Annotated in this window: 21 protein-coding genes and 2 pseudogenes; 15 read left to right on the top strand and 8 right to left on the bottom strand. The window is 55.0% G+C overall.

Translation table 11 applies throughout. The features are described from left to right. Nucleotides 1-387: 387 nt before the first annotated feature. Genes AL479_RS07150 through AL479_RS07140 form a run of 3 tightly spaced genes read left to right on the top strand, consistent with a single transcriptional unit; the run spans nt 388 to nt 3539 of the window. Nucleotides 388-1515 carry a slipin family protein gene (locus AL479_RS07150; protein WP_061075599.1) on the top strand — a complete coding sequence of 376 codons (1128 nt, stop codon included), beginning with the start codon at nt 388-390 and terminating at the stop codon, nt 1513-1515. Between the two features lie 5 nt (nt 1516-1520). Next, nucleotides 1521-2747 carry an RtcB family protein gene (locus tag AL479_RS07145; RefSeq protein ID WP_061075598.1) on the top strand — a complete coding sequence of 409 codons (1227 nt, stop codon included), beginning with the start codon at nt 1521-1523 and terminating at the stop codon, nt 2745-2747. A gap of 6 nt (nt 2748-2753) precedes the next feature. Further along, nucleotides 2754-3539 (top strand): DNA polymerase beta superfamily protein, encoded by a 786-nt coding sequence (locus AL479_RS07140; protein WP_061075597.1) that lies wholly within the window; start codon nt 2754-2756, stop codon nt 3537-3539. Nucleotides 3540-3636: 97 nt separating this feature from the next. On the opposite strand, the gene lysC is transcribed toward AL479_RS07140, so the two are convergent. After that, a complete protein-coding gene (gene lysC / locus AL479_RS07135) occupies nt 3637-4986 on the bottom strand; it encodes a lysine-sensitive aspartokinase 3 (protein ID WP_061075596.1) in 1350 nt (449 codons plus the stop codon). 416 nt (nt 4987-5402) lie between these two features. Between lysC and pgi the strand changes: the two genes are divergently transcribed. The 5 genes from pgi to AL479_RS07105 all read left to right on the top strand — a co-directional run bounded on the left by pgi (nt 5403) and on the right by AL479_RS07105 (nt 11263). Further along, the gene (pgi, locus tag AL479_RS07125; RefSeq protein ID WP_061075595.1) at nt 5403-7049 is read left to right on the top strand and encodes a glucose-6-phosphate isomerase; all 1647 of its coding nucleotides are present in this window, start codon (nt 5403-5405) and stop codon (nt 7047-7049) included. A gap of 439 nt (nt 7050-7488) precedes the next feature. After that, complete coding sequence (yjbE, locus tag AL479_RS07120; RefSeq protein ID WP_042321038.1) at nt 7489-7731, top strand: exopolysaccharide production protein YjbE; 243 nt, start codon at nt 7489-7491, stop codon at nt 7729-7731. A 63-nt stretch (nt 7732-7794) separates the two neighbouring features. Further along, nucleotides 7795-8433, top strand: coding sequence for a YjbF family lipoprotein (locus tag AL479_RS07115; RefSeq protein WP_061075594.1), 639 nt, complete (start codon nt 7795-7797; stop codon nt 8431-8433). Continuing rightward, on the top strand, nt 8430-9167 hold the full coding sequence (locus tag AL479_RS07110) for a capsule biosynthesis GfcC D2 domain-containing protein (protein ID WP_061075593.1): 738 nt from the start codon (nt 8430-8432) through the stop codon (nt 9165-9167). The genes AL479_RS07115 and AL479_RS07110 overlap by 4 nt, the downstream gene beginning before the upstream one ends. Continuing rightward, nucleotides 9167-11263 (top strand): YjbH domain-containing protein, encoded by a 2097-nt coding sequence (locus AL479_RS07105; protein WP_061075592.1) that lies wholly within the window; start codon nt 9167-9169, stop codon nt 11261-11263. The genes AL479_RS07110 and AL479_RS07105 overlap by 1 nt, the downstream gene beginning before the upstream one ends. A 12-nt stretch (nt 11264-11275) precedes the next feature. On the opposite strand, the pseudogene AL479_RS07100 reads toward AL479_RS07105, so the two are convergent. Beyond that, nucleotides 11276-11410, bottom strand: a pseudogene (locus AL479_RS07100) (N-acetyltransferase); the annotation flags it as partial. Nucleotides 11411-11423: 13 nt separating this feature from the next. Then, the gene (locus tag AL479_RS07095; protein ID WP_061075591.1) at nt 11424-11933 is read right to left on the bottom strand and encodes a GNAT family N-acetyltransferase; all 510 of its coding nucleotides are present in this window, start codon (nt 11931-11933) and stop codon (nt 11424-11426) included. 140 nt (nt 11934-12073) lie between these two features. Here AL479_RS07095 and psiE point away from each other — a divergent pair, with 140 nt between their 5' ends. After that, nucleotides 12074-12484, top strand: a complete 411-nt coding sequence (gene psiE, locus AL479_RS07090) for a phosphate-starvation-inducible protein PsiE (RefSeq protein ID WP_042321046.1) — start codon at nt 12074-12076, stop codon at nt 12482-12484. Between the two features lie 216 nt (nt 12485-12700). Here psiE and malG read toward each other — a convergent pair whose 3' ends face one another. The 4 genes and pseudogenes from malG to malE all read right to left on the bottom strand — a co-directional run bounded on the left by malG (nt 12701) and on the right by malE (nt 16467). Next, nucleotides 12701-13591, bottom strand: coding sequence for a maltose ABC transporter permease MalG (malG, locus tag AL479_RS07085; RefSeq protein ID WP_061075590.1), 891 nt, complete (start codon nt 13589-13591; stop codon nt 12701-12703). Nucleotides 13592-13605: 14 nt separating this feature from the next. Continuing rightward, entirely contained in the window at nt 13606-15150 is a 1545-nt protein-coding gene (malF, locus tag AL479_RS07080; protein ID WP_061075589.1) for a maltose ABC transporter permease MalF, read from the bottom strand. After that, a pseudogene (locus tag AL479_RS24190) lies at nt 15105-15266 on the bottom strand (hypothetical protein); the annotation flags it as partial. The gene malF and the pseudogene AL479_RS24190, both read right to left, overlap by 46 nt. A gap of 10 nt (nt 15267-15276) precedes the next feature. Next, nucleotides 15277-16467, bottom strand: coding sequence for a maltose/maltodextrin ABC transporter substrate-binding protein MalE (malE, locus tag AL479_RS07075; protein ID WP_061075588.1), 1191 nt, complete (start codon nt 16465-16467; stop codon nt 15277-15279). Nucleotides 16468-16836: 369 nt separating this feature from the next. On the opposite strand from malE, the gene malK reads away from it, so the two are divergent. The 5 genes from malK (at nt 16837) to ubiA (ending at nt 22046) form a co-directional block, all read left to right on the top strand. Next, nucleotides 16837-17946, top strand: a complete 1110-nt coding sequence (malK, locus tag AL479_RS07070; protein WP_042321056.1) for a maltose/maltodextrin ABC transporter ATP-binding protein MalK — start codon at nt 16837-16839, stop codon at nt 17944-17946. A 74-nt stretch (nt 17947-18020) separates the two neighbouring features. Beyond that, complete coding sequence (locus tag AL479_RS07065; protein WP_061075587.1) at nt 18021-19346, top strand: maltoporin; 1326 nt, start codon at nt 18021-18023, stop codon at nt 19344-19346. Between the two features lie 192 nt (nt 19347-19538). Then, the gene (gene malM / locus AL479_RS07060) at nt 19539-20483 is read left to right on the top strand and encodes a maltose operon protein MalM (protein WP_061075586.1); all 945 of its coding nucleotides are present in this window, start codon (nt 19539-19541) and stop codon (nt 20481-20483) included. 180 nt (nt 20484-20663) lie between these two features. Next, complete coding sequence (ubiC, locus tag AL479_RS07055; RefSeq protein ID WP_061075585.1) at nt 20664-21161, top strand: chorismate lyase; 498 nt, start codon at nt 20664-20666, stop codon at nt 21159-21161. Between the two features lie 12 nt (nt 21162-21173). Then, nucleotides 21174-22046 (top strand): 4-hydroxybenzoate octaprenyltransferase, encoded by an 873-nt coding sequence (gene ubiA / locus AL479_RS07050; RefSeq protein ID WP_061075584.1) that lies wholly within the window; start codon nt 21174-21176, stop codon nt 22044-22046. Nucleotides 22047-22172: 126 nt separating this feature from the next. On the opposite strand, the gene plsB is transcribed toward ubiA, so the two are convergent. After that, nucleotides 22173-24593: a glycerol-3-phosphate 1-O-acyltransferase PlsB gene (gene plsB, locus AL479_RS07045; RefSeq protein WP_061075583.1), complete on the bottom strand. Its 2421-nt coding sequence runs from the start codon at nt 24591-24593 to the stop codon at nt 22173-22175. A 170-nt stretch (nt 24594-24763) separates the two neighbouring features. Between plsB and AL479_RS07040 the strand changes: the two genes are divergently transcribed. Beyond that, on the top strand, nt 24764-25132 hold the full coding sequence (locus AL479_RS07040) for a diacylglycerol kinase (RefSeq protein ID WP_042999034.1): 369 nt from the start codon (nt 24764-24766) through the stop codon (nt 25130-25132). Nucleotides 25133-25221 lie beyond the last annotated feature (89 nt).

The following is a 25221-nucleotide window of genomic DNA, read 5'->3' as shown; positions in this document are numbered from 1 at the left end:
CATTATTGGCAATAAAAATTAATTCCTTATTAATCAGATAACTAAAAATTAATTTTGTCCTTTTCTCTTTCTGGCACGCTTCTGGCAATAACTCTCTCGTCTACACGTTGAAAGCGCAGGGGGTTAAACCCCGCCGGCACGTCAGGAACGGCAGCGGCTGTTTTCCGGAGGTGTTCCGTCAACCGATGACACCTGAACAATGGGTTCGATTCCCGATTCATTTTCCCAATGAAACTGGTTGTTAATCATAGAAATAAAAACGGGCACTGCGCAGTTAACAGGCCCCAAAACAGGTTGCCGGTCACGATGCCGCGCCGCAGGCAAAAGGGAATTCCCCTGTCGCTTCGCCTCCGCACCCGCACCTGACTTGATAAGGAAAAGAGAAAAATGACGAAGAAAATCACTATCCGTAAAGGACAATTAGGTCTGTTAGCAAAAAACGGCGACTACTATCAGGTTCTGGAGGCGGGTGAACACCGTCTGCCGTGGTTCAATACGCCAGAGGTGCTGGTGGTGAATCTGGACGGCAGCGAAGTGCCGGAAGCGCTGGCGAATTATTTACGCCGCTTTCAGCCAGACTGGGTAACGCGTTATGCCCTGGCCGTTGATCTTAATGACAGCGAAGCGGGCGCGTTATACATGAATGAGGTGTTGCAGGAGATCCTGCCGCCGTCAACGCGCCGTTTGTACTGGCGAGCCGACGACGCGTTGAAACTGGTGCGTATGGATACGCGTCAGGTTCAGGTGCCTGCAGAGGTCATGAATGCGGTTCTGCAACCGCGACGTAGCGGCGCGGTAAAAGGTCGTGACGTGATGCTTACCGTACAGGTTCCGGCCTGGCACGCGGGGGTATTGAAAATTGACGGCGAGACGCAGGCACTGCTTCCTCCGGGTCTGACGGCGTACTGGAAAGTGAATCATCTGGTGGACGCTGAAGTGGTAGATACCCGTTTGCAGGTGCTGGAAGTGGGCGGTCAGGAAATTTTGACCAAAGATAAGGTCAACCTGCGCCTGAACCTGGCGGCGAACTGGCGTTACAGCGATGTGTTGCAGGCGTTTGCGCAGCTCACTAAACCGCTCGATCATCTGTACCGCGAACTGCAGTTTGCGCTGCGTGAGGCCGTCGGGACGCGCACGCTCGATGAACTGCTGGAAGATAAACAGGTGATTGATGACGTGGTCAGCGCGCAGGTGAAAGACCGCATGGCGCCATATGGTATCGACGTGGCGTCGCTGGGCGTGAAGGACATTGTGTTGCCGGGAGATATGAAAACGATTCTGTCCCGCCTGGTTGAAGCGGAAAAATCGGCGCAGGCCAATGTGATCCGCCGTCGTGAAGAAACGGCTGCGACGCGCTCGTTGTTGAATACGGCGAAAGTGATGGAAAACAACCCGGTGGCTCTGCGTTTAAAAGAGCTGGAAACCCTCGAAAGAGTGGCAGAGCGTATCGATAAAATCTCGGTATTCGGTGGCCTGGACCAGGTTCTGCACGGCTTAGTGAACATTAAAGGATAAAAAACATGGCACATAACGACTATGCGCTGTTGACGTCGCAGAACGCGGCGCCGGTGAAAATGTGGACGCACGGCGTCCCGGTGGAACCCGAGGCGCGCCAGCAACTGCTGAACACGGCGAAGATGCCGTTTATTTTTAAACATCTGGCGGTCATGCCGGATGTGCATCTGGGGAAAGGGTCAACGATTGGCAGCGTAATCCCGACCAAAGGGGCGATTATTCCGGCGGCAGTGGGGGTGGACATCGGCTGTGGGATGATTGCAGTACGGACCTCGTTGCTGGCTGGCGATCTACCGGACAACCTCAGCGGGTTGCGGAGCGCGATTGAGCAGGCCGTTCCACACGGGCGAACCAATACGCGTTCCCGTCGCGATAAAGGGGCGTGGGACACGCCGCCAGAAGAGGTGAGTACTCACTGGGGGACACTGGCACCGCGCTTTAAGCGCCTGACTGACAAGTATCCTTCGCTGCTGAAAACCAATAACCATCAGCATCTTGGAACGTTGGGAACCGGTAATCACTTCATTGAGGTTTGTCTGGATGAGCAGCAGCGCGTCTGGGTGATGTTACACAGCGGTTCGCGTGGCGTGGGGAATGCCATCGGCAATGTCTTCATCACGCTGGCGCAGCAGGATATGCAACAACATATTGCGAATCTGCCTGACCGAAACCTGGCGTATTTCCAGGAAGGGAGTCGGCACTATAACGACTACATCGACGCGGTGGAATGGGCGCAGGATTTTGCCCGACAAAACCGGGAGGTGATGATGTCCCGTGTGCTGGCCGCGCTGTCGCGTAGCGTGAGTAAACCGTTTATCACGCAGCAGGAGGCGGTGAATTGCCACCATAACTACGTGCAGAAAGAACGTCACTTTGGTGAAGAGGTGCTGGTAACGCGTAAAGGCGCGGTTTCCGCACAGAAAGGTCAGATGGGGATTATCCCCGGGTCGATGGGGGCGAAAAGCTTCATTGTGCGTGGGTTGGGAAATGAAGAGAGCTTCTGTTCCTGTAGTCATGGCGCGGGAAGAACCATGAGTCGAACGGCGGCCAAAAAACGCTTTACCGTAGCGGATCAGATCCGCGCGACGGCCCACGTTGAATGCCGTAAAGACAGTGAGGTGATCGACGAAATTCCGATGGCCTACAAAGACATCGATGCCGTGATGGCGGCGCAGTCTTCGCTGGTGGAGATCGTGCATACGTTGCGGCAGGTGGTGTGTGTAAAAGGATAAAAGAAGATGACCAAAAATGCAGTGAGTGCCGCAATGCGCGAACGGGTCATGCGGCAGCTCAAAGAGATAGAAACCCGCTACGGCGTCAGGGTGTTGTATGCCTGTGAATCGGGGAGTCGCGGCTGGGGATTTGCCTCGCCGGATAGCGATTACGATGTGCGGTTTTTGTATGTTCATCCGCCGGAGTGGTATCTGCGGGTCGAGGCGCCGCGGGATGTAATCGAACTGCCGATAGACGATGAGCTGGACGTGTGCGGCTGGGAGTGGCGTAAAGCGCTGGGGCTGCTGAAGGGCGCCAACCCGACGCTGATCGAGTGGCTGGATTCCCCGGTGGTTTATCAGCAGGATGATGTGACGGTCAGCGCGCTTAAGACGATGATACCGCAGTGGTTTTCTCCGCTTCGTGCGCGCTGGCATTACTACTCGATGGCGCGAAAAAACTTTCGCGGCTACTTGCAGGGGGAAGCGGTGCGCCTGAAAAAGTACTTCTACGTCCTGCGTCCGCTGTTGGCGGTGCGTTGGGTTGAAGCAGGAAAAGGCGTTCCGCCCATGCGCTTTGCCGAACTGCTGGCGGGAAGCGATCTGGATGCGCCGTTACGTCAGGAAATAGATGAACTGCTGGTGCGTAAACAGCGGGCCGGAGAAGCGGAGTATGGTCCGCGTCGTCCGCTGCTGCATGCGTTTATCCACGCCGAACTGGCGCGAGGTGAAATCCCGCCGATGCTGCCGGATAGCCGCGAAGGCGACGTGAAGGCACTGGATCGACTGCTTTACGAGACGGTGATGTCATGATCGTGTTGCCCGATGACGCGCACGCTTATCGGGCTTACAACGTCCGGCCTCCAGGCCGGATAAGGTGTTTCATCGCCATCCGGCATTCAGGTCTGTCTCACTCAAACAAATTCTGGTGCAGTTTCTGCACCACCTGTTCTGCCTCGGTGCCTGGCACCAGGAAACAGAGGTTATGGCTGGAGGCGCCATAGCAAATCATGCGGATATTGAACGGTTCCAGTACGCCGAACACCTCTTTGCCGACGCCGCAGGCTTTCGACAGATCGTTACCAATCAACGCGACCAGCGCGAGACCCTCTTCGACTTCCACCCGACACAAGGCCGACAGTTCCATGAGTAGCGACTGCGTCAGCAGCGTATCGCCGGTGGAGGTGGAACCGGTGGTGTCCAGCGTCAGCGCCACACTCACTTCGGAAGTGGTAATCAAATCTACAGAGATATTATGGCGCGCCAGAATGCCGAATACTTCGGCCAGGAAACCGCGCGAGTGCAGCATATTCAGGCTGTGCAGGGTCAGCAGCGTCTGCTTACGACGTAGCGCCAGCGCACGGAACAGCGGTGGATTCTGGGTTTTGTTACAGACCAGCGTACCGCCCGCTTTCGGATCTTTACTGGAGCCAACGAACACCGGGATATCGCTACGCACGGCGGGCAGCAGGGTGGCCGGGTGCAGGACTTTCGCGCCAAAGGTGGCCATTTCTGCTGCTTCTTCAAAGGCGATTTCATCAATGCGTTGCGCCGCAGGCACCACGCGGGGATCGGTGGTATAGATGCCCGGAACGTCCGTCCAGATATCGACACGTGCAGCATGCAGCGCTTCGGCTAACAGCGCTGCCGTGTAGTCGCTGCCACCGCGTCCGAGTGTGGTGGTGCGTCCTTTGCCTTCGCTGCCGATGAATCCCTGAGTGATCACCAGCCCTTCGTTAAGACGTGGGGTCAACTGCAGCGTTGCCAGTTCTGCCAGCGCGGCGACGTCAGGTTCGGCCCGGCCAAAGCGATCGTTGGTACGCATTACTTTACGTACATCAAACCACTGCGCCTGAACGTGACGCTCACGCAGGATCTCAACAAACAGCAGAGTGGACATCAGTTCGCCGTGGCTGACCAGTTCATCCGTCAGCGCGGTAGAGGTGGCTAATGAGGCGGCTTCCGCCAGCGTGGTGATATTTTCCAGCAGGCGTTCAATCTCTTCACGAATGACGTTTGGATAACGCAGACGCTCCAGAATATCGAACTGAATTTTACGGATGGCATCGAGCTTCTCAAAGCGGGCCTGTGGTTCGAGTCCTTCTGCCAGCGCAACCAGCAGATTGGTGATGCCAGCAGAAGCCGAGAGCACCACTAAGCGCACGTTTGCATCGGAAAGCACCACGTCGGCGCTGCGGTTCATGGCATCAAAATCAGCGACGCTGGTACCGCCAAATTTGGAAACAACGATTTCTGTCATAACAACCTCGTGTCAGGGAGTGAGAAAGCGACCTGGGCACAAAGGCAGAACAGAAACCGGTGCAGGCGCAAATACCGTATTACATTTCGTCCTTCAGTCTGCCTCTTCGTTGGCTGCACCTGGTCACCACAGTCACTTACTTCTGTAAGCTCCTGTGGATTCTCAGGTTTGCCGCCTTGATGCATACTGAATGACGTTATGTATATAAATAAAAGGCATAGGGGGACACTGTCAACGCCGGGATTATGCGGATTTTTCATGCTGGCAAGTGGCTGAGTAACCGTACTTATAACAACACGGCTTTTTCACTGTATTTGACCGAAGCCAGGGCAACGGCACTAAAACAATCACACTTTTCTGTGACTGGCGTTACAATCGATCTCAGTCACAATTCTCAAATCAGAAGAGTATTGCTAATGAAAAACATCAATCCAACGCAGACCTCTGCCTGGCAGGCACTACAAAAACACTTTGACGAAATGAAGGACGTTACCCTCGCGGATCTGTTCGCGAAGGATAGCGATCGCTTCAGCAAATTCTCCGCAACGTTTGACGATCTGATGCTGGTGGATTACTCCAAAAACCGCATCACCGAAGAGACACTGGCAAAACTGCAGGATCTGGCGAAAGAGACCGATCTGGCGGGTGCCATCAAGTCCATGTTCTCTGGCGAGAAAATCAATCGTACTGAAGATCGTGCCGTGTTGCATGTGGCGCTGCGTAACCGTAGCAATACCCCGATTATCGTCGATGGCAAAGATGTCATGCCGGAAGTCAACGCGGTGCTGGAGAAGATGAAATCCTTCTCTGAAGCCATTATTTCGGGTCAGTGGAAAGGGTATACCGGTAAAGCGATCACCGACGTGGTCAACATCGGTATCGGCGGCTCCGACCTCGGCCCGTTCATGGTGACCGAAGCGCTGCGCCCATACAAAAATCATCTGAATATGCACTTTGTTTCTAACGTCGACGGTACCCATATCGCCGAAGTGCTGAAGAAAGTGAATCCGGAAACCACCCTGTTCCTTGTGGCGTCCAAGACCTTCACCACGCAGGAAACCATGACTAACGCCCACAGCGCGCGTGACTGGTTCCTGAAAACCGCCGGTGATGAAAAACACGTTGCGAAACACTTCGCCGCACTGTCTACCAATGCGAAAGCGGTCGGTGAGTTCGGTATCGACACGGCCAACATGTTCGAGTTCTGGGACTGGGTGGGCGGTCGTTACTCTCTGTGGTCAGCGATTGGTCTGTCGATCATCCTGTCTGTCGGTTACGACAACTTTGTGCAACTGCTGTCCGGCGCGCATGCGATGGATAAGCACTTCTCGACCACGCCTCTGGAGAACAACCTGCCGGTGCTGCTGGCGCTGATTGGTATCTGGTACAACAATTTCTTCGGCGCCGAAACCGAAGCCATCCTGCCGTACGACCAGTATATGCACCGTTTTGCCGCCTACTTCCAGCAGGGCAACATGGAGTCCAACGGGAAATACGTTGACCGTAACGGCAACCCGGTGGATTACCAGACGGGCCCGATCATCTGGGGTGAACCGGGAACCAACGGTCAGCATGCGTTCTATCAGCTGATTCATCAGGGAACCAAAATGGTGCCTTGTGATTTCATCGCCCCGGCGATTACCCATAACCCGCTGTCCGATCACCATCCGAAGCTGCTGTCTAACTTCTTCGCCCAGACGGAAGCGCTGGCGTTCGGGAAATCTCGCGAAGTGGTTGAGCAGGAATACCGTGACCAGGGTAAAGATCCCGCCACGCTGGAACACGTGGTGCCGTTCAAAGTGTTTGAAGGCAACCGCCCGACCAACTCCATCCTGCTGCGTGAAATTACCCCGTTCAGCCTGGGCGCGCTGATCGCGCTGTATGAGCACAAAATCTTTACTCAGGGCATTATTCTGAACATCTTTACCTTTGACCAGTGGGGCGTTGAGCTGGGTAAACAGCTGGCAAACCGTATTCTGCCGGAGCTGAAAGATGATAAAGCGATTGAAAGCCACGACAGCTCGACTAACGGATTGATTAACTGTTATAAAAACTGGCGTTAATCTGCCGGAGTGCCGGATGGCGGCGAATGCCTTATCCGGCCTACGGTGGGGCTGATAAACGTAGCACCATCCGGCAAATTAATAATGAAATCAGCCGATATTATTATCGGCTTTTTTTATAAGATAATTCCGGTTGTCCGTGTTGTTCTCCACAATTCTATATTGAGCATAATCCTAAAATAATAAATAACCGGAAAATAACTCCGTGTTATTTTAGGATAATACGGATCATTCAGATATGCATATTTAATGATAACTTCTTGTTTTTAATGTTTATTGTTATTTTTATTAAAATGAATAATTCAACAAAAGTCCAATTATCCTAAAACTGTTCCGCTATTTCTCCCTGCCGTAATTCGCATGCTTTAGTTGTGTATACTCGATCCCGCCTGAAACTCTTTTGGGCAAATCTCCATTCATTCAATGAAGGGAAATTGTTATGAAAAAAGTTCTGTATGGCATTTTTGCCATATCTGCGCTTGCGGCGAGTTCTGTCTATGCAGCCCCCGTTCAGGTGGGTGAAGCGGCAGGGTCGGCAGCAACGTCGGTGTCGGCGGGTAGCTCCTCGGCATCCAGCGTGAGCACCGTAAGTTCGGCGGTGGGTGTCGCTCTCGCGGCAACCGGCGGCGGTGATGGTTCCAATACCGGGACCACCACCACAACCACCACCAGTACCCAGTAATACCGGTACGTTTAACCATAACCACACTTCGGTGTGGTTATTTTGCCCCTCTGGAGAAGAGTCGTGAAGCGACCTGTAATCATACTGTTTTGCCTGCTGTTACAGGCATGCTCAGCCACCACAAAGCAGCTGGGCAACTCACTGTGGGACAGTCTGTTTGGCACGCCCGGCGTACAGCTGACGGACGATGATATCCAAAACATGCCCTACGCCAGCCAGTACATGCAGCTTAATGGCGGGCCGCAGCTGTTTGTGGTGCTCGCTTTCGCAGAGAACGGGCAGCAGAAATGGGTGACGCAGGATCAGGCCACGCTCGTGACCCAGCATGGTCGTCTGGTGAAAACGCTCCTTGGCGGCGACAACCTTATCGATGTGAATAACCTCGCAGATGACCCGCTGAGCAAACCGAATCAGATCGTCGACGGCGCCACCTGGACCCGCACGATGGGCTGGACGGAATACAAGCAGGTGCGCTATACCACCGCGCGCTCCGTCTTTACATGGGATGGCAATGACACGGTAAACGTCGGCAGTGAAGAGACCCCGGTTCGCGTGCTGGACGAAACCGTCACGACCGATCAAGCGCGCTGGCATAACCGTTACTGGATCGATAACGAAGGGCAAATTCGCCAGTCGGAACAGTACCTTGGCGCGAACTTCTTCCCAGTGAAAACCACGCTGATTAAGGCGGCAAAATCATGATGAAACGGACTATTGCAGCGCTGATCTTCAGTCTGAGCGCGTCATCTGTTTTTGCTGCGGGGACCGTTAAGGTCTTTAGCGCCGGTAGCACAGAGCCGAAAACGCTTACCGGCGCTGAGCATCTTATCGATCTGGTGGGGCAGCCCAGACTGGCGAACAGCTGGTGGCCTGGCGCGGTGATCGCTGAAGAGAAAGCGACCGTGAAAGCGCAGAGCCAACAGCAGGCGCTGCTGGCACGCCTGGCGGCGTTAAGCGCCAACGCGAGCGGGGATGATGCCGCCGCCATTAATGCGCTGCGCCAGCAAGTTCAGGCGCTGAAGGTGACGGGGCGGCAGCCGGTGAATCTCGATCCGGATAGTGTACGGGTCAGCGAGCGCGGCAATCCGCCATTGCAGGGCAACTACACGCTGTGGGTCGGCGGGCAGCCGACGGACGTCACGCTCTTTGGCCTGATAAGCCATCCCGGAAAACAGCCGTTTATGCCCGGACGCGACGTTGTCAGCTATCTCGACGGGCAAGACCGGCTCAGCGGCGCGGATCGCAGCTATGCGTGGATTGTTTATCCCGATGGCCGAACGCAGAAGGTGCCGGTGGCGTACTGGAATAAGCGTCACGTTGAGCCGATGCCTGGCAGCATCATTGTTGTCGGGCTGGATGATGCTTTCTGGAGCAGCGAACCGGAAGCGCTGAACGCCGATATTCTTCACACCCTGACGCAGCGGATACCTGAATAATGAAAAAAACATATCTGCTCAGCTTACTGGCGCTGGGCATCAGCGCAGCCTGCCATGCCGAAACGTATCCGGCGCCGATTGGGCCCTCTCAGTCGGACTTTGGCGGCGTGGGATTATTACAGACGCCAACCGCGCGCATGGCGCGTGAAGGGGAGTTGAGCCTTAACTATCGTGATAACGATCAGTATCGTTACTACTCCGCCTCCGTGCAGCTTTTCCCCTGGCTGGAAACGACGCTGCGCTACACCGACGTGCGGACCAAAAAGTACAGCAGCGTCGAATCGTTTTCCGGCGATCAAACCTACAAAGATAAAGCGTTCGATCTGAAGTTACGCCTGTGGGAAGAGAGTTACTGGACGCCGCAGGTGTCGGTCGGCGCGCGGGATATCGGCGGGACTGGTTTGTTCGATGCGGAATATATCGTGGCGAATAAAGCCTGGGGACCGTTTGATTTCTCGCTCGGCCTCGGCTGGGGATACCTGGGAACCAGCGGCAACGTCAGTAACCCGCTCTGTTCGTACAGCGATAAATATTGCTACCGCGATAACAGCTATAAACAGGCTGGCTCCATCGACGGCAGCCAGATGTTCCACGGCCCGGCATCGCTGTTTGGCGGCGTAGAGTACCAGACGCCGTGGCAGCCCCTGCGGCTGAAGCTGGAATATGAGGGCAACAACTACCAGCAGGATTTTGCGGGCAAACTGGAACAGAAAAGCAAGTTTAACGTCGGCGCCATTTATCGCGTCACCGACTGGGCCGACGTTAACCTCAGCTACGAACGTGGTAACACCTTTATGTTTGGGGTGACGCTGCGGACCAATTTCAACGACTTACGCCCATCGTATAACGATAACGCGCGGCCGAAATACCAGCCGCAACCGCAGGACGCGATCCTGCAACACTCGGTGGTGGCGAACCAGTTGACGCTGCTGAAATACAACGCCGGACTGGCAGATCCGCAGATTCAGGTGAAAGGCGATACGCTGTATGTGACCGGCGAGCAGGTGAAATACCGCGACTCGCGTGAAGGGATCGAACGGGCGAACCGGATCGTGATGAACGATCTGCCGGAGGGGATCCGCACGATCCGGGTGACGGAAAACCGTCTTAACCTGCCGCAGGTGACCACCGAAACGGACGTCAGCAGCCTGAAGCGCCATCTGGAAGGCGAACCGTTGGGACAGGAAACGCCGCTGGCGCAACAACGCCTTGAGCCGATAGTGCCGGAAAGCACTGAACAGGGCTGGTATATCGACAAATCGCGCTTCGACTTCCATCTCGATCCGGTGCTGAATCAGTCCGTGGGTGGACCGGAAAACTTCTACATGTACCAGTTGGGCGTGATGGCGACGGCGGATCTGTGGGTCACCGACCACCTGCTGACCACCGGAAGCCTGTTTGGCAATCTCGCCAATAACTACGATAAATTTAACTACACCAACCCGCCGAATGATTCGAAGCTGCCGCGTGTGCGTACCCGCGTGCGTGAATATGTGCAGAACGACGTTTACGTGAACAACCTGCAGGCTAACTACTTCCAGTACTTTGGTAACGGTTTCTATGGTCAGGCTTACGGTGGTTATCTTGAAACCATGTACGGCGGGGCGGGGGCAGAAGTGTTGTACCGTCCGGTCGACAGCAACTGGGCGTTTGGTCTGGATGCTAACTACGTGAAACAGCGTGACTGGCGCAGCGCGCAGGACATGATGAAATTCACCGACTACAGCGTGAAGACCGGACACCTGACGGCCTACTGGACGCCGTCATTCGCCCAGGACGTGCTGGTGAAAGCGAGTGTCGGTCAGTATCTGGCGGGGGATAAAGGCGGCACGCTGGATATCTCTAAACGCTTCGACAGCGGTGTGGTGGTTGGTGGTTACGCCACTCTCACTAACGTCTCGCCAGATGAGTACGGCGAAGGGGATTTCACCAAAGGCGTCTACGTGTCGATTCCGCTGGATCTCTTCTCTTCCGGCCCGACCCGCAGTCGTGCGGCCGTCGGCTGGACGCCGCTGACGCGCGATGGGGGGCAGCAGCTCGGACGCAAATTCCAGCTCTATGACATGACCAACGATAAAAGTGTGAATTTCCGCTGAGGTAGCGTGGCATTATCCAGCCGGAAGACGGCGTAATAACCTGGCTGGATTACCGGCATATACGCCTTTTTCGGTGATTGATTTGGTCACCACGCTACCCGCACCGGTAACGACGCCATCGCAGATACTGACCGCCATTATCGTTGCCATTTTGGGTCTCTCAGAGCCGTTTTTCCATGACGTGAAGCGTAACGGTCTGCGACGTGGTGGAAAAAAAAGTGTCTTTCACAAAGGTCATTCCCTGCTGTTCATAGAACTGGCGTGCCCGGGGGTTATCCGCCAGAACATCCAGCCAGATCCGCGTTTCTCCTTGTGCTTTGGCCTGGCGGACCACTTCGGCAAAAAGCTGTTCGCCGTACTGTTTGCCGGTTTCACCGGGCAGGAGGTAGATCTTGTGCAGCAATGTCCCTGGCGGGCCTTGCGGCTCAATGGCCTGATGCAACGAATACTTCGCAAAGCCAATCGGGGCGTCAGTAAAAGCGATTAACCAGAAGGTGTCCGCTTCTGCGAGACTTCTGGAGATGGCGGGCAGAGAATATTCCTGCTCAAGATATGCCGCCAGTTCGTCATCATTTTTCCACAGAGGGGCAAAATGATGACGATAGCTGGCATATCCCATTGTGCTCAACAGGCTGGCATCGTCACGTGTTGCCCTTTGAAACCGAAGCATTTCGTCTTCCTTTCAGGATGTTAGGGTTGAGAGGATTGTTGCACCCTTTTGCTTCTGCACAAAACATAAACAAAAAATATAGATCCCCGTCACATTTTTGCGTTATACAGGAACCTCACCACTGAGAAAGAGGTGCTGTTATGACGTCACTATCTCGTCCGCGCGTGGAGTTTATCTCCACGATCCTACAGACCGTGTTGAACCTTGGGCTGTTGAGTCTGGGCCTGATCCTGGTCGTATTCCTCGGTAAAGAGACGCTGCATCTGGCTGATGTGCTTTTCGCGCCTGAGCAAGCCAGCAAGTATGAGCTGGTGGAAGGGCTGGTTGTCTACTTTCTCTATTTCGAATTTATCGCGCTGATTGTGAAGTACTTTCAGTCAGGCTTTCACTTTCCGCTGCGCTATTTTATCTATATCGGGATCACCGCGATTGTCCGATTGATCATTGTTGATCACAAATCCCCTCTTGATGTGCTGATCTATTCGGCGGCGATCCTGCTGCTGGTGATCACGCTCTGGATGTGTAATTCGAAACGCCTGAAGCGCGAGTAGGTCGGATAAGGCAATGTGTGTCGTGGTTGCCTGATGGCGCTGCGCTTATCTGGCCTACAATGGGCTGGGGCGCGAATAAAAAGTGAGTAGGCCGGATAAGGCACCGCCGCCATCCGGCAGACAAAAAAAGGGCGCTCCGTGGAGCGCCGAATTACAGTCACAAGTTGGATAAAACAAGTTGAGGGTGCAGTGGCATTACAGGGACTTCGGTGAAACTTAACCTTTGACTCCGCCCGCCGTCAGGCCGTTGACCAGCCAGCGCTGCGCCAGCAGGAAGACCAGAGTGATCGGAATCGCAGACAGCACGGCGGCAGCGGCAAAATCGCCCCACAGGTAGTTTTGTGGGTTGAGGTACTGCTGCATCCCGACTGCCAGGGTGTAGCTGTTCACATCACGTAGCAACAGTGAGGCAACCGGTACTTCGGTGATGGCGGCAATGAATGACAGAATAAAGACCACCGCCAGAATGGGCACCGACAGCGGCAGCAGCACCAGGCGGAACGCCTGCCACGGGGTAGCCCCATCCAGTGCGGCCGCTTCTTCCAGCGAGCCGTCGATGGTTTCGAAATAGCCTTTGATGGTCCACACATGCAGTGCGATACCGCCGAGATAGGCGAAGATCACCCCGCCATGGGTGTTCAGACCAATAAACGGAATGTACTGACCGAGGCGATCGAACAACGCGTACAACGCGACCAGCGACAGTACCGCCGGGAACATCTGGAAAATCAGCATTCCTTTGAGCAGCGTGGCTTTGCCGGGGAAGCGCATACGGGCAAAGGCGTAGGCACAGGTGGTGGATAGCGCCACGATGCCCATTGCGGTGATCCCGGCGATTTTCACCGAGTTCCACAGCCATAACAGAACCGGGAAGGGGGGCGGCGTGACGCGGCCATCAGCGTGTTCAACGCTAAAGCCCAGCGCCAGCCGCCAGTGCTCCCAGGAGATTTTTTCCGGGATCAGGCTCCCGGTGGCAAAGTTACCTTCACGCAGCGAGATGGCGATAACCATCAGCAGCGGGAACATGATCGCTGCGATAAAAATCAGCAGGCCGAAGTGCGTAATGAAGAGACGCAGCTTTTGTGATTTGGGTTGGACCATAGCCATTTGTCGAGCCCTCCTTAGTCAAATTTCATGCGTGTGGCTTTCAGGTTCACGATGGCCAGCGCACCGACCAGCAGGAAGATCAGCGTGGCGATTGCCGCCGCCAGACCAAAGTCCTGACCGCCGCCGCCTTCAAAGGCGATGCGATAGGTGTAGCTCACTAACAGGTCGGTATACCCGGCTGGCGTGGTCGTTCCGAGACGATCGGGACCGCCGTTGGTTAACAGTTGAATCAGCACGAAGTTGTTAAAGTTAAAGGCGAAGCTGGCGATCATCAGCGGCGTCAGCGGCTTAATCAGCAGCGGGAGCGTAATCTTAAAGAAGTTCTGGAACGGGCCTGCGCCATCCATTGCCGACGCTTCATACAGGTCATCCGGAATCGCTTTCAGCAGACCCATGCACAGGATCATCATGTACGGATAACCCAGCCAGGTGTTGACGATAATAATCATCGAGCGTGCGGTGGTCGGATCGCTGAACCACGCCGGTTTGATGCCAAACAGCGCGCTCAGCATCATGTTGATTTCACCAAAGCTCTGGTTGAACAGCCCTTTGAAAATCAGAATCGAGATAAACGACGGCACGGCGTACGGCAGGATCAGCAGGACGCGATAAATGGCTTTGCCTTTCAGCGATTCCCATTGAACGAGACAGGCCAGCACCATCCCGACCGCCACGGTCAGGATTACGGTGAGTACCGAGAACACCACGGTCCAGACGAAGATAGCGAAGAATGGCTTCTGGATCCCTTCGTCCGTAAAGACGCGGGTAAAGTTATCCCAGCCGATGGTGACGGTGTAGCCTGGACTCAGCTTCTCGTCACCCCAGTTGCCGTCCGCATTGATAGACTGGTAATAGCCGATGTCGTTATTAGGACGGTATTTCACGCCGCTCTGGTTGTTGGTCAACATACCGTCATCGGCGAGCGTGTACAGCGGCTGCGTGCCGGAGAACTGGCGCAGCGAGCTCATGATCACTTTGCTGTCATCGGGCAGCACGGCGGTAATCTGGTTCAACGCCTGACGATTCTGGGTGATGATGCGCAGCGTCGCGCGTTCACCTTCCGGCAGGGCGTTCGTTTCTTTCAGCGCCAGCTTTTGTTCGCCGCCAAATTTAAAGGCGTCGGAGAGGTAATTTTTTCCGGTTTCACCGTCGGTGAGGGTCAATTGCCACGCTTCACCGGCCGGATACAGCCCAAAGTTGTAGGATTTACCCGCCTGATAAGAGCGGTCCATCAGCACCTCTTGGGCGCGTTCGAAAGTGAGCTGGTTGGTGCTGCTGTAGTTGGTAAAGGCAATGGCGATGGTGCAAATCAGCGGAAACAGGACGAACAGTCCCATACCGGCCATGCCAGGATAAACGTAGCGCCAGGCGTAGGCCTTACGGTTGGCGAAAATGTACAGGCCAGCAGAGCTTAAAATCAGCGTCATGATGGCGAACAGATACTCCCCTTGTGCGTACATTAAAACTACAAGGTAACCCACCAGTAGGCCCAGCAGACCAATCACTGACCACTTCAGCGTGTCGCTTTGCCACCAATGTTTCTTTTTAATGACATCCATGGGGATCTTCCTCTACAACGGTGAAATCTTGTCGTAAATGTGCCGGATGGCGGCATAAAGGCCTTATCCGGCCTACAGACGTTTGTAGGCCTGATAAGCGCAGCGCCATCAGGCACATCGACAGCATTACTTGGTGATACGGCCCTGTGCGTCTTTCAGTGCTGCGTCAACCGTCTGGCGACCGCTGGCGGCGTTGATGACCGCCGTACGCACGGCGTACCAGAACGCAGACATCTGCGGGATGTTCGGCATGATTTCGCCTTTCTGGGCGTTATCCATGGTGGCCGCGATGCGCGGGTCTTTCGCTAACTGCTCCTGATAGGATTTCAGCGCCACGGCGCCCAGCGGTTTATCCTTGTTCACTTCTTCCAGACCCTGATCGGTCAGCAGGTAGTTTTCAAGGAACTCTTTCGCCAGTTCTTTGTTCGGGCTGGCGGCGTTAATACCGGCACTCAGCACGCCAACGAACGGTTTAGACGGTTTGCCTTTGAAGGTTGGCAGCAGGGTGACGCCGTAGTTCACTTTGCTCTTGTCGATATTCGACCAGGCCCACGGACCGTTGATAGTCATCGCCGTATCGCCTTTGTTAAAGGCCGCTTCTGCGATGGAGTAATCGGTGTCCGCGTTCATGTGTTTGTTCTTGATGAGGTCAACCAGGAAGCCCAGACCCGCCTTCGCGCCTGCGCTGTCGACGCCCACATCTTTCACATCATACTTGCCGTTTTCAAACTTGAATGCGTAACCGCCGTCGGCAGCAATCAGCGGCCAGGTGAAGTACGGTTCTTGCAGGTTGAACATCAGGGCGCTCTTACCTTTCGCCTTCAGCGCTTTATCCAGTGCCGGGATCTCTTCCCAGGTCTTCGGCGGGTTCGGTACCAGGTCTTTGTTGTAAATCAGCGACAGTGCTTCTACCGCGATGGGGTAGGCGATCAGCTTGCCGTTGTAACGTACGGCATCCCAGGTGAACGGATAGAGTTTGTCCTGGAACGTTTTTTCCGGGGTGATTTCAGCCAGCAGGCCAGACTGTGCGTAACCGCCAAAACGATCGTGCGCCCAGAAAATGATGTCCGGACCGTCACCGGTTGCCGCGACCTGCGGGAATTTCTCTTCCAGCTTGTCCGGGTGCTCGATGGTCACTTTGATACCGGTGTCTTTCTCGAATTTTTTACCCACTTCGGCCAGGCCGTTATAGCCTTTGTCGCCGTTAATCCAGATAACCAGTTTACCTTCTTCAATTTTGGCCAGAGCCGGTGCGGAAATCATCATTGCTGCGAGGGCGGACAATGCGAAAACGCGTGCGCCAGTCTTGATCTTCATATCTGCCATCCTTTTGGTGATGTGCTCGTGGTATGACTTCAGTGGTTCAACGTCACTCAGTCTCCTTATTTGACATCCTCTTTCCATCCTCCTTACCCCTACGCCCCACCCGCTCTTTATGTGATCCGTGTTGCATAAATGTGAGTAATGCGTACTGGCGCACATAAAAACAGTCTCATTTTTGCGGGGAGCATCACGAAATTACGCGATGTCCCCCGGCCAGGGTCTCAGACTTCCTTCCCTCATCCTCCCGACTCCTCCCCCATAAAAAAGCCGGGGGGTGGAGGATTCACGCTCGCAGTGAATCCCGCATAGTCGGGCCATCATGAATGTTGCTGTCAATGACAGGTTGTAACGAAGGGAGAAGGCATGGCGAGCGTACAGCTGCGAAATGTAACGAAAGCCTGGGGTGACGTGGTGGTATCGAAAGATATCAATCTCGACATTCACGAAGGGGAATTCGTGGTGTTTGTTGGACCGTCAGGCTGCGGCAAATCGACCCTGCTCCGTATGATTGCCGGACTTGAAACGATTACCAGCGGAGACCTCTATATTGGGGAAACCCGCATGAACGATATCCCACCTGCAGAGCGTGGCGTTGGTATGGTCTTCCAGTCCTACGCGCTCTACCCCCATTTATCCGTTGCCGAAAATATGTCGTTTGGCCTGAAACTGGCGGGCGCTAAAAAAGAGGTGATGAATCAGCGCGTTAACCAGGTTGCAGAAGTACTGCAACTGGCGCATCTGCTGGAGCGTAAACCGAAAGCCCTTTCAGGGGGACAGCGCCAGCGTGTGGCGATTGGTCGTACGCTGGTGGCGGAACCGCGCGTGTTCCTGCTCGATGAACCCCTCTCTAACCTCGATGCCGCGCTGCGCGTGCAGATGCGTATCGAAATCTCCCGTCTGCATAAGCGCCTTGGGCGCACGATGATCTACGTCACCCACGATCAGGTCGAAGCGATGACGCTGGCCGACAAAATTGTGGTGCTGGATGCCGGTCGCGTCGCGCAGATTGGCAAACCGCTGGAACTGTATCACTACCCGGCAGACCGCTTCGTCGCGGGCTTTATTGGTTCACCGAAGATGAACTTCCTGCCTGTGAAAGTCACCGCAACCGCCATCGACCAGGTGCAGGTGGAACTGCCGAACCGTCAGCACGTCTGGCTGCCGGTCGACAGCCGTGATGTGCAGGTCGGCGTAAATATGTCGCTAGGTATTCGTCCGGAACATCTGCTGCCCAGTGATATCGCCGATGTCACGCTGGAAGGCGAGGTTCAGGTCGTCGAACAGCTTGGTCACGAAACACAGATTCATATCCAGATCCCCGCCATTCGTCAAAACCTGGTGTACCGCCAGAACGACGTGGTGTTGGTAGAAGAGGGCGCCACATTCGCTATTGGCCTGCCGCCAGAGCGTTGTCATCTGTTCCGTGAAGATGGCACCGCATGTCGTCGGTTGCATAAAGAGCCAGGCGTTTAAGGTGTCCCATTAAAAAAAAGCGCAAAACCCTACGGTGAAGCGTTCAAAGAAAAGCAATGATCTCAGGAGATAGAATGATGATTACTCTGCGCAAACTCCCCCTGGCGGTTGCCGTCGCAGCAGGCATTATGTCTGTTCAGGCAATGGCAGTGGATTTCCATGGTTATGCTCGTTCCGGTATCGGCTGGACGGGTAGTGGCGGCGAACAACAATGTTTCCAGGCAACCGGTGCTCAAAGTAAATACCGTCTTGGTAACGAATGTGAAACTTACGCGGAAATTAAACTGGGCCAGGAAGTCTGGAAAGAGGGCGATAAGAGCTTCTATTTTGACACCAACGTTGCCTACTCCGTGGCACAGCAGAATGACTGGGAAGCTACCGACCCGGCATTCCGTGAAGCTAACGTACAGGGTAAAAACCTGATCGACTGGCTGCCGGGCTCCACCATCTGGGCAGGTAAGCGCTTCTATCAGCGTCATGACGTTCACATGATCGACTTCTACTACTGGGATATCTCAGGTCCAGGCGCCGGTATCGAAAATATCGATCTGGGCTTCGGTAAACTGTCTCTGGCTGCCACCCGTTCTCAGGAGGCTGGCGGCTCTTACATCTTCAGCAGCAATGATATTTATAACCGTTACAAAGACACCGCGAACGATGTTTTCGACGTGCGTTTAGCCGGTCTGGAAACGAACCCGGACGGCGTGCTGGAGCTGGGTGTTGACTACGGTCGTGCGAACAAAACGGACGGTTACAGCTATGCCGACGGCGCCACTAAAGATGGCTGGATGTTCACCGCTGAACATACGCAGAGCATGCTGAAAGGCTACAACAAGTTTGTCGTTCAGTACGCCACCGATGCAATGACGACTCAGGGTAAAGGGATCCCGCAGGGCTCCTTCACGGGTAACAGCTACAACCCTGATACGGGAATTGGCGTCGTTAACAACGAAATCAACAACAACGGTAGTCTGGTGCGCATCCTCGACCACGGTGCAATCTCTCTGGGCGACCGTTGGGACCTGATGTACGTCGGTATGTATCAGGATATCGACCGTGACGATAACAACGGGTCAACCTGGTACACCGTAGGCGTACGTCCGATGTTCAAATGGACACCGATCATGAGTACCCTGATGGAAGTCGGCTACGACAACGTGAAGTCTCAGCGTACCGACGACACCAACAACCAGTACAAAATCACCCTGGCGCAACAGTGGCAGGCTGGCGACAGCATCTGGTCTCGTCCGGCTATCCGTGTCTTCGCGACCTACGCGAAGTGGGATGAGAAATGGGGTTACGACAACGGCATCGCCTACAGCGATACCAGCGCGCATACCTTCAGCCGTGGCGACAACGATGAGTGGTCCTTCGGTGCTCAGATGGAAATCTGGTGGTAATCCAGCACTAACCTGACGTAACGAGGGGCGAAAGCCCCTCCCAAACTGCTGCAATGCCCGATGGCGCAAGCTTATCGGGCCTACGGCACCAGTTTGTAGGCCGGATAAGGCGTCCGCCGCCATCCGGCATAATCTGGTTTAGCGCGCTATTGCCTGGCCACCGCTGAACCCATGCTTTCTGAGGTGATAACAATGAAAATGAAGAAAAGTCTCGTCGCCCTTTGTTTATCCGCAGGGTTAGTTGCCAGTGCGCCGGGTATCAGCCTGGCTGACGTTAACTATGTGCCGCAAAATACCAGTGCGGCACCCGCCATTCCGACCGCAGCGCTCCAGCAGTTAACCTGGACGCCGGTTGACCAGTCCAACACGCAAACGACACCGCTTTCGACCGGCGGTCAGCGTCTTGATGTCGCGGGCATCTCCGGTCCGGTTGCCGCCTACAGCGTGCCGGCGAACATCGGGGAGCTAAACATAACGCTCACCAGCGAAGTGAACAAACAAACCAGCGTCTTTGCGCCCAACGTCCTGATCCTCGATCAGAACATGACGCCTTCTGCGTTCTTCCCCAGCAGCTATTTCACCTACCAAGAGCCGGGCGTGATGAGCGCGGATCGTCTGGAAGGGGTGATGCGCCTGACGCCAGCGCTGGGCCAGCAGAAACTCTATGTTCTGGTCTTTACGACCGAGAAAGATCTCCAGCAGACCACCAAACTGCTGGATCCAGCGAAAGCCTATGCCAAAGGCGTGGGTAACTCTGTTCCAGATATTCCGGATCCGATCGCCCGCCATACCACCGATGGCCTGCTGAAGCTGAAAGTGAAAACCAACAGCAGCTCCAGCGTGCTGGTAGGGCCGCTGTTTGGTTCTTCCGGCCCTGGTCCGGTGACGGTGGGCAATACTGCTGCGCCTGCGCCGACCTATGCTGCACCGGTTGCCGCGCCGGTGGCTGCACCTGCGCCCGCGAAGAAAAGCGAGCCGATGTTGAACGACACCGAAAGCTACTTTAACAAAGCGATTAAAGACGCCGTTGCCAAAGGCGACGTTGATAAAGCGCTGAAACTGCTTGATGAAGCTGAACGTCTGGGATCAACATCTGCCCGTTCCACCTTTATCAGCAGTGTAAAAGGCAAGGGGTAATCTTCTCCCCACATTGCTGATTTGCAACAACTGGTGCGTCATCTGGCGCACCTTTTTTTTAGCATTTCCTGCGACTTGTTACACTTCTGTTGCGCAACAGATCACTTAATTATGTTTCCATCTTCCGTAAGCGCTTTTCTGCGATACAATGCCTTTCAGTTATGAAACGGAGAGTCAGGCATGTCACACCCCGCGTTAACGCAACTGCGTGCGCTGCGCTATTTTGAAGAGATTCCCGCCCTGGATCCAGAACAGCTCGACTGGCTGCTACTGGAAGATTCCATGACAAAACGTTTTGAGCAACAGGGAAAACGGGTCACGGTGACCCTGATCAGGGAGGGATTTGTCGGTCAAAATGAGGTGATGGAAGAGCTGACACGACTGCCAAAAGAATCCCGCTACTGGCTGCGTGAAATCCTGTTATGTGCCGATGATGAACCCTGGCTGGCTGGACGCACCGTGGTGCCTGAATCCACGCTGTCCGGCCCCGAACTGGCCTTACAAAACTTAGGCAAAACCCCGCTGGGGCGTTATCTGTTTACATCATCGACGTTGACCCGAGATTTTATTGAGATTGGTTGTGATGCCGGGCTGTGGGGACGTCGTTCCCGCCTGCGACTGAGCGGTAAGCCGCTGATGCTGACCGAACTGTTTTTACCTGCATCGCCGTTGTACTAAGAGGAAAATAAAATGGAGTGGAGTCTGACGCAAAATAAGCTGCTGGCGTTTCACCGCTTGATGCGTACGGATAAGCCCATCGGCGCCTTATTGCTACTCTGGCCGACGCTGTGGGCACTGTGGGTGGCGACCCCTGGCGTCCCTCAAGGGTGGATTCTGGCGGTGTTTGTCGCCGGGGTCTGGTTGATGCGTGCCGCCGGATGCGTGGTCAATGACTATGCCGATCGAAAATTTGACGGGCACGTAAAACGTACGGCGAACCGCCCATTGCCCAGCGGCGCGGTGACGGAGAAAGAGGCCCGGACGCTGTTTGTCATACTGGTGGTGCTCTCTTTCCTGCTGGTGCTGACGCTCAATACCATGACCATTCTGCTGTCGATTGCGGCACTGGCACTGGCGTGGGTCTATCCGTTTATGAAGCGCTACACTCACCTGCCGCAGGTGGTGCTGGGGGCGGCGTTTGGCTGGTCGATCCCGATGGCCTTTGCGGCGGTGAGTGAGTCGGTACCGTTGAGCTGCTGGCTGATGTTCCTGGCCAATATCCTGTGGGCAGTGGCCTACGACACGCAGTACGCGATGGTTGATCGCGATGACGATCTGAAAATCGGTATTAAATCGACGGCCATTCTGTTTGGCGAACATGACAAGCTGATCATCGGTATCTTGCAGGTGGCGGTGCTGGCGCTGATGGCGCTGATTGGCTGGCTGAACGGCCTGGGGCTGGGCTATTACTGGTCTGTGCTGGTCGCTGGCGCGCTGTTTGTTTATCAACAGAAACTGATTGCCAACCGCGAGCGCGAAGCCTGCTTTAAAGCGTTTATGAACAATAACTACGTCGGGCTGGTGCTGTTCATTGGTCTGGCGATGAGTTACTGGCACTTATAAAGCATCTTGCCCGATGGCGCTGCGCTTACCAAACCGTAAGCTGATGTAGGCCGGATCAGGCGGAACGCCGCCATCCGGCAATCTGACATAAAAAAAGCCGGTCATGTTGACCGGCTTTTCTATGTATTACTCGCCCTGCGTGGCGCTCTCGATGGTGAGGCGTACATCCGACGTGATGAGTTCCGCCAGCATCTGATACACCTTCATCGTTTCGCCCGGCTCCGCATCGCCGGTATCGCTGATGTAACCCTCGTCACGCAGGGTCAGCACCAGTGAGCTGAACACCGCCTTGTCGAAGAATTCCGGCGCGTTAATACCGTGCAGCACGGACAGACGCTGCGCCACGGTGCGGCTCTCTTTCTCCAGCGTCCCGCGGTTGATCGACGGGTTGGCGCTCAGCAGCCAGAAGGTAATGGCATAACGCTGCAGCGTTTCGCGCGCGCCCGCCGCCAGCAGTTGCAGTGTGCGGGAGTGGGCCGGATTGATATGCAGCTCATCATCCTGAACGGTTATCAGCCCCTGACGCTGCATTTCAGCCGTCAGCGCGTCAATCACGTCTGTCAGCTCATCGCGCTCCCAGCGCAGGAACAGCTCGGCTTTCAGCATCGGGTAGAGCACATCAACGTGTTGCAGCAGCGCTTCGCGGGAAATATGACGATGCTGGGTGACGATCGCTGCCATCAGCGACGGCAACACCAGCATATGCGCGATGTTATTGCGATAGTAGGTCATCAGCACCGCCTGCTCGCGCGGCAGAATGATGATATCGCCAATGGTATCCTTCTCGACTTCGAATTTGTTCATCTGCAACGCGTGATCGATAAGATCGCTGGCGCTGACAGACGGCACGGTCGAATCAGAGGAATACGGCACATTGCGCATCAGATCCAGATAACAGTTGAGCTGCTCGGTCAACTGTTCGCGGGTCAGCGAACGCTGGCGAGAGGCTAGCAGCGCGGTGCAGCACAGGTTCATGGCGTTCGCCGCCCCCGCGTTGTTAATACGCACCATCAGCTCAGCCGCAATCCCGTTCACCGTCGGCGTCAGCCAGGCCGGACGCACTGCTTCGATGGGATCGATAGACTCGCGCCACTCCGGCACGTGGTGATTCAGGTACGTCATCAATGGCATTGGCTCGCCAAAGTTTACGTAGCCCTGACCGAGATTACGCAGCTTGCTCAGACCACGCAGCATCTGCGGCAGACTCTCTTTCTCTTTGGTCGCGCCGCGCAGCTCTTTAGCATAGGTACCCACTTCCATCACGTGCTCGTAACCGATGTAAATCGGTACCAGGGTGATCGGGCGGGTGCCGCCGCGCAGCATCGCCTGAATAGTCATCGACAGCGTGCCGGTTTTCGGGTCCAGTAAACGGCCGGTACGGGAACGACCGCCTTCGACAAAGTATTCAACCGAGTAGCCGCGGCTGAACAGCTCGCCCAGATACTCACGGAAAACGGTGGAATAGAGCTTATTGCCCTTAAAGGTACGACGAATAAAGAACGCGCCCAGGCGGCGGAAGATCGGGCCTGCCGGCCAGAAGTTCAGGTTGATACCCGCAGCGATGTGCGGCGGCACCAGCCCTTGGTGATAGAGCACGTAGGAGAGCAACAGATAGTCCATGTGGCTGCGGTGGCAGGGAACATAAACAATTTCGTGCCCGTCGTGCGCAAGTTGGCGAACGCGTTCTGCGTTGTGAACGTTAATCCCCTGATACAGCCGGTTCCAGGTGAAGCCCAGAATACGGTCGGTCAGGCGAATCATCTCGTAAGAGAAGTTGGCGGCGATCTCTTCCATCAGCGCAATGGCGTTTTGCTGCGCCTTTTCATGGGAGATTTTCTTGCTGCGCGCTTCGTCTTCTACCGCGCGGGCAATCGCTTTGGAGGCCAGCAGCTTGTTGAAGAGATCCTGACGCGCAGGTAAACGCGGCCCCACAGCGGCCAGGCGCTGACGGGCGAAGTGCATACGCGCCACGCGAGCCAGTTTCTGCGCAATGGTTTTATCCGTGCCGTGCTCATCGGCCATTCGGCGCAGAGAGACGGAAGGCGAGAAGCGAACAAAGCTGTCGCGGCCCAGCCAGGAGACGGCAAAGAATTTCTGAATGCCGTTAAGCATGCGCAGCGGCGGGTTAACCTCGCCCTTTTCACGACCCGGAGAGCGTCCAAACATCACCGACACCGGCACCATTTGCACATCCAGATCCGGATTGCTGCGATGCAGGTCGAGGTAGTTATGGAACAGCTTGATGGACTCCTCTTTCGGCGTGTAATAGGTGAAGACACGCGGTCCGCCGTGAATGAACACATAGCGCGGCAACTGTGTGCCATCGATCTCCAGCGGTTCTAACGGGTCGGGGAGATCGTGCGCCAGACATTGTGCGCGCAGCGTCAGCAAGTCCGCTTTGGAGTTGTACGGTAAAACGTACATAATTGGACGAGAGGTATCGAGTCCCAATTCCGGGGCAGGATCCGCCGGAATAGACTTGCTTTTTACCAGTACGCTTAATGGTAAATTCAGGATTTTGTAGTAAATTCGTGGCCAGCCGGACATAAACGATGTAAAGCCTCTGGTTAATAATGCAATTGCGTTGCAAGGATATCAGAAAGTCATGTGAATTTCTGGTCTATCCCGTCATACTTCGCGCCGCGTTGCCCTGACTCGAATTACATGAGTTAACAAGACAATGTCATTGACGCCAATAATGCAAAAAGGTTCTTTTAATGGCTAATAATACCACTGGATTCACCCGAATTATCAAAGCTGCAGGCTATTCCTGGAAAGGTTTTCGCGCCGCGTGGATTAACGAGGCCGCGTTCCGTCAGGAAAGCGTGGCGGCGTTGCTGGCCGTGGCTATCGCCTGCTGGCTGGACGTGGATGCCATTACGCGCGTTCTGCTGATCGGCTCCGTTATGCTGGTCATGATTGTTGAAATCCTGAACAGCGCCATCGAGGCGGTAGTGGACCGTATCGGCTCTGATTATCACGAACTTTCCGGACGCGCAAAAGATATGGGGTCGGCGGCGGTGCTGCTTTCTATCATTGTGGCGTTGATCACCTGGGGACTCCTGTTGTGGCCACATTTTCGCTAACGTTTTTCGACCCTGATTCCATAACAGGCTAAATCTGCTGTCGAATGTGCAGTTTGTGGTTCCAAAATCACCTTTAGCTGTATATACTC

The sequence above is a fragment of the Citrobacter amalonaticus genome (assembly GCF_001559075.2).
Lineage (GTDB): Bacteria > Pseudomonadota > Gammaproteobacteria > Enterobacterales > Enterobacteriaceae > Citrobacter_A > Citrobacter_A amalonaticus_F.
Note: the sequence above shows the minus strand (reverse complement) of the source record. Positions and strands in the feature narration are given on the sequence as shown.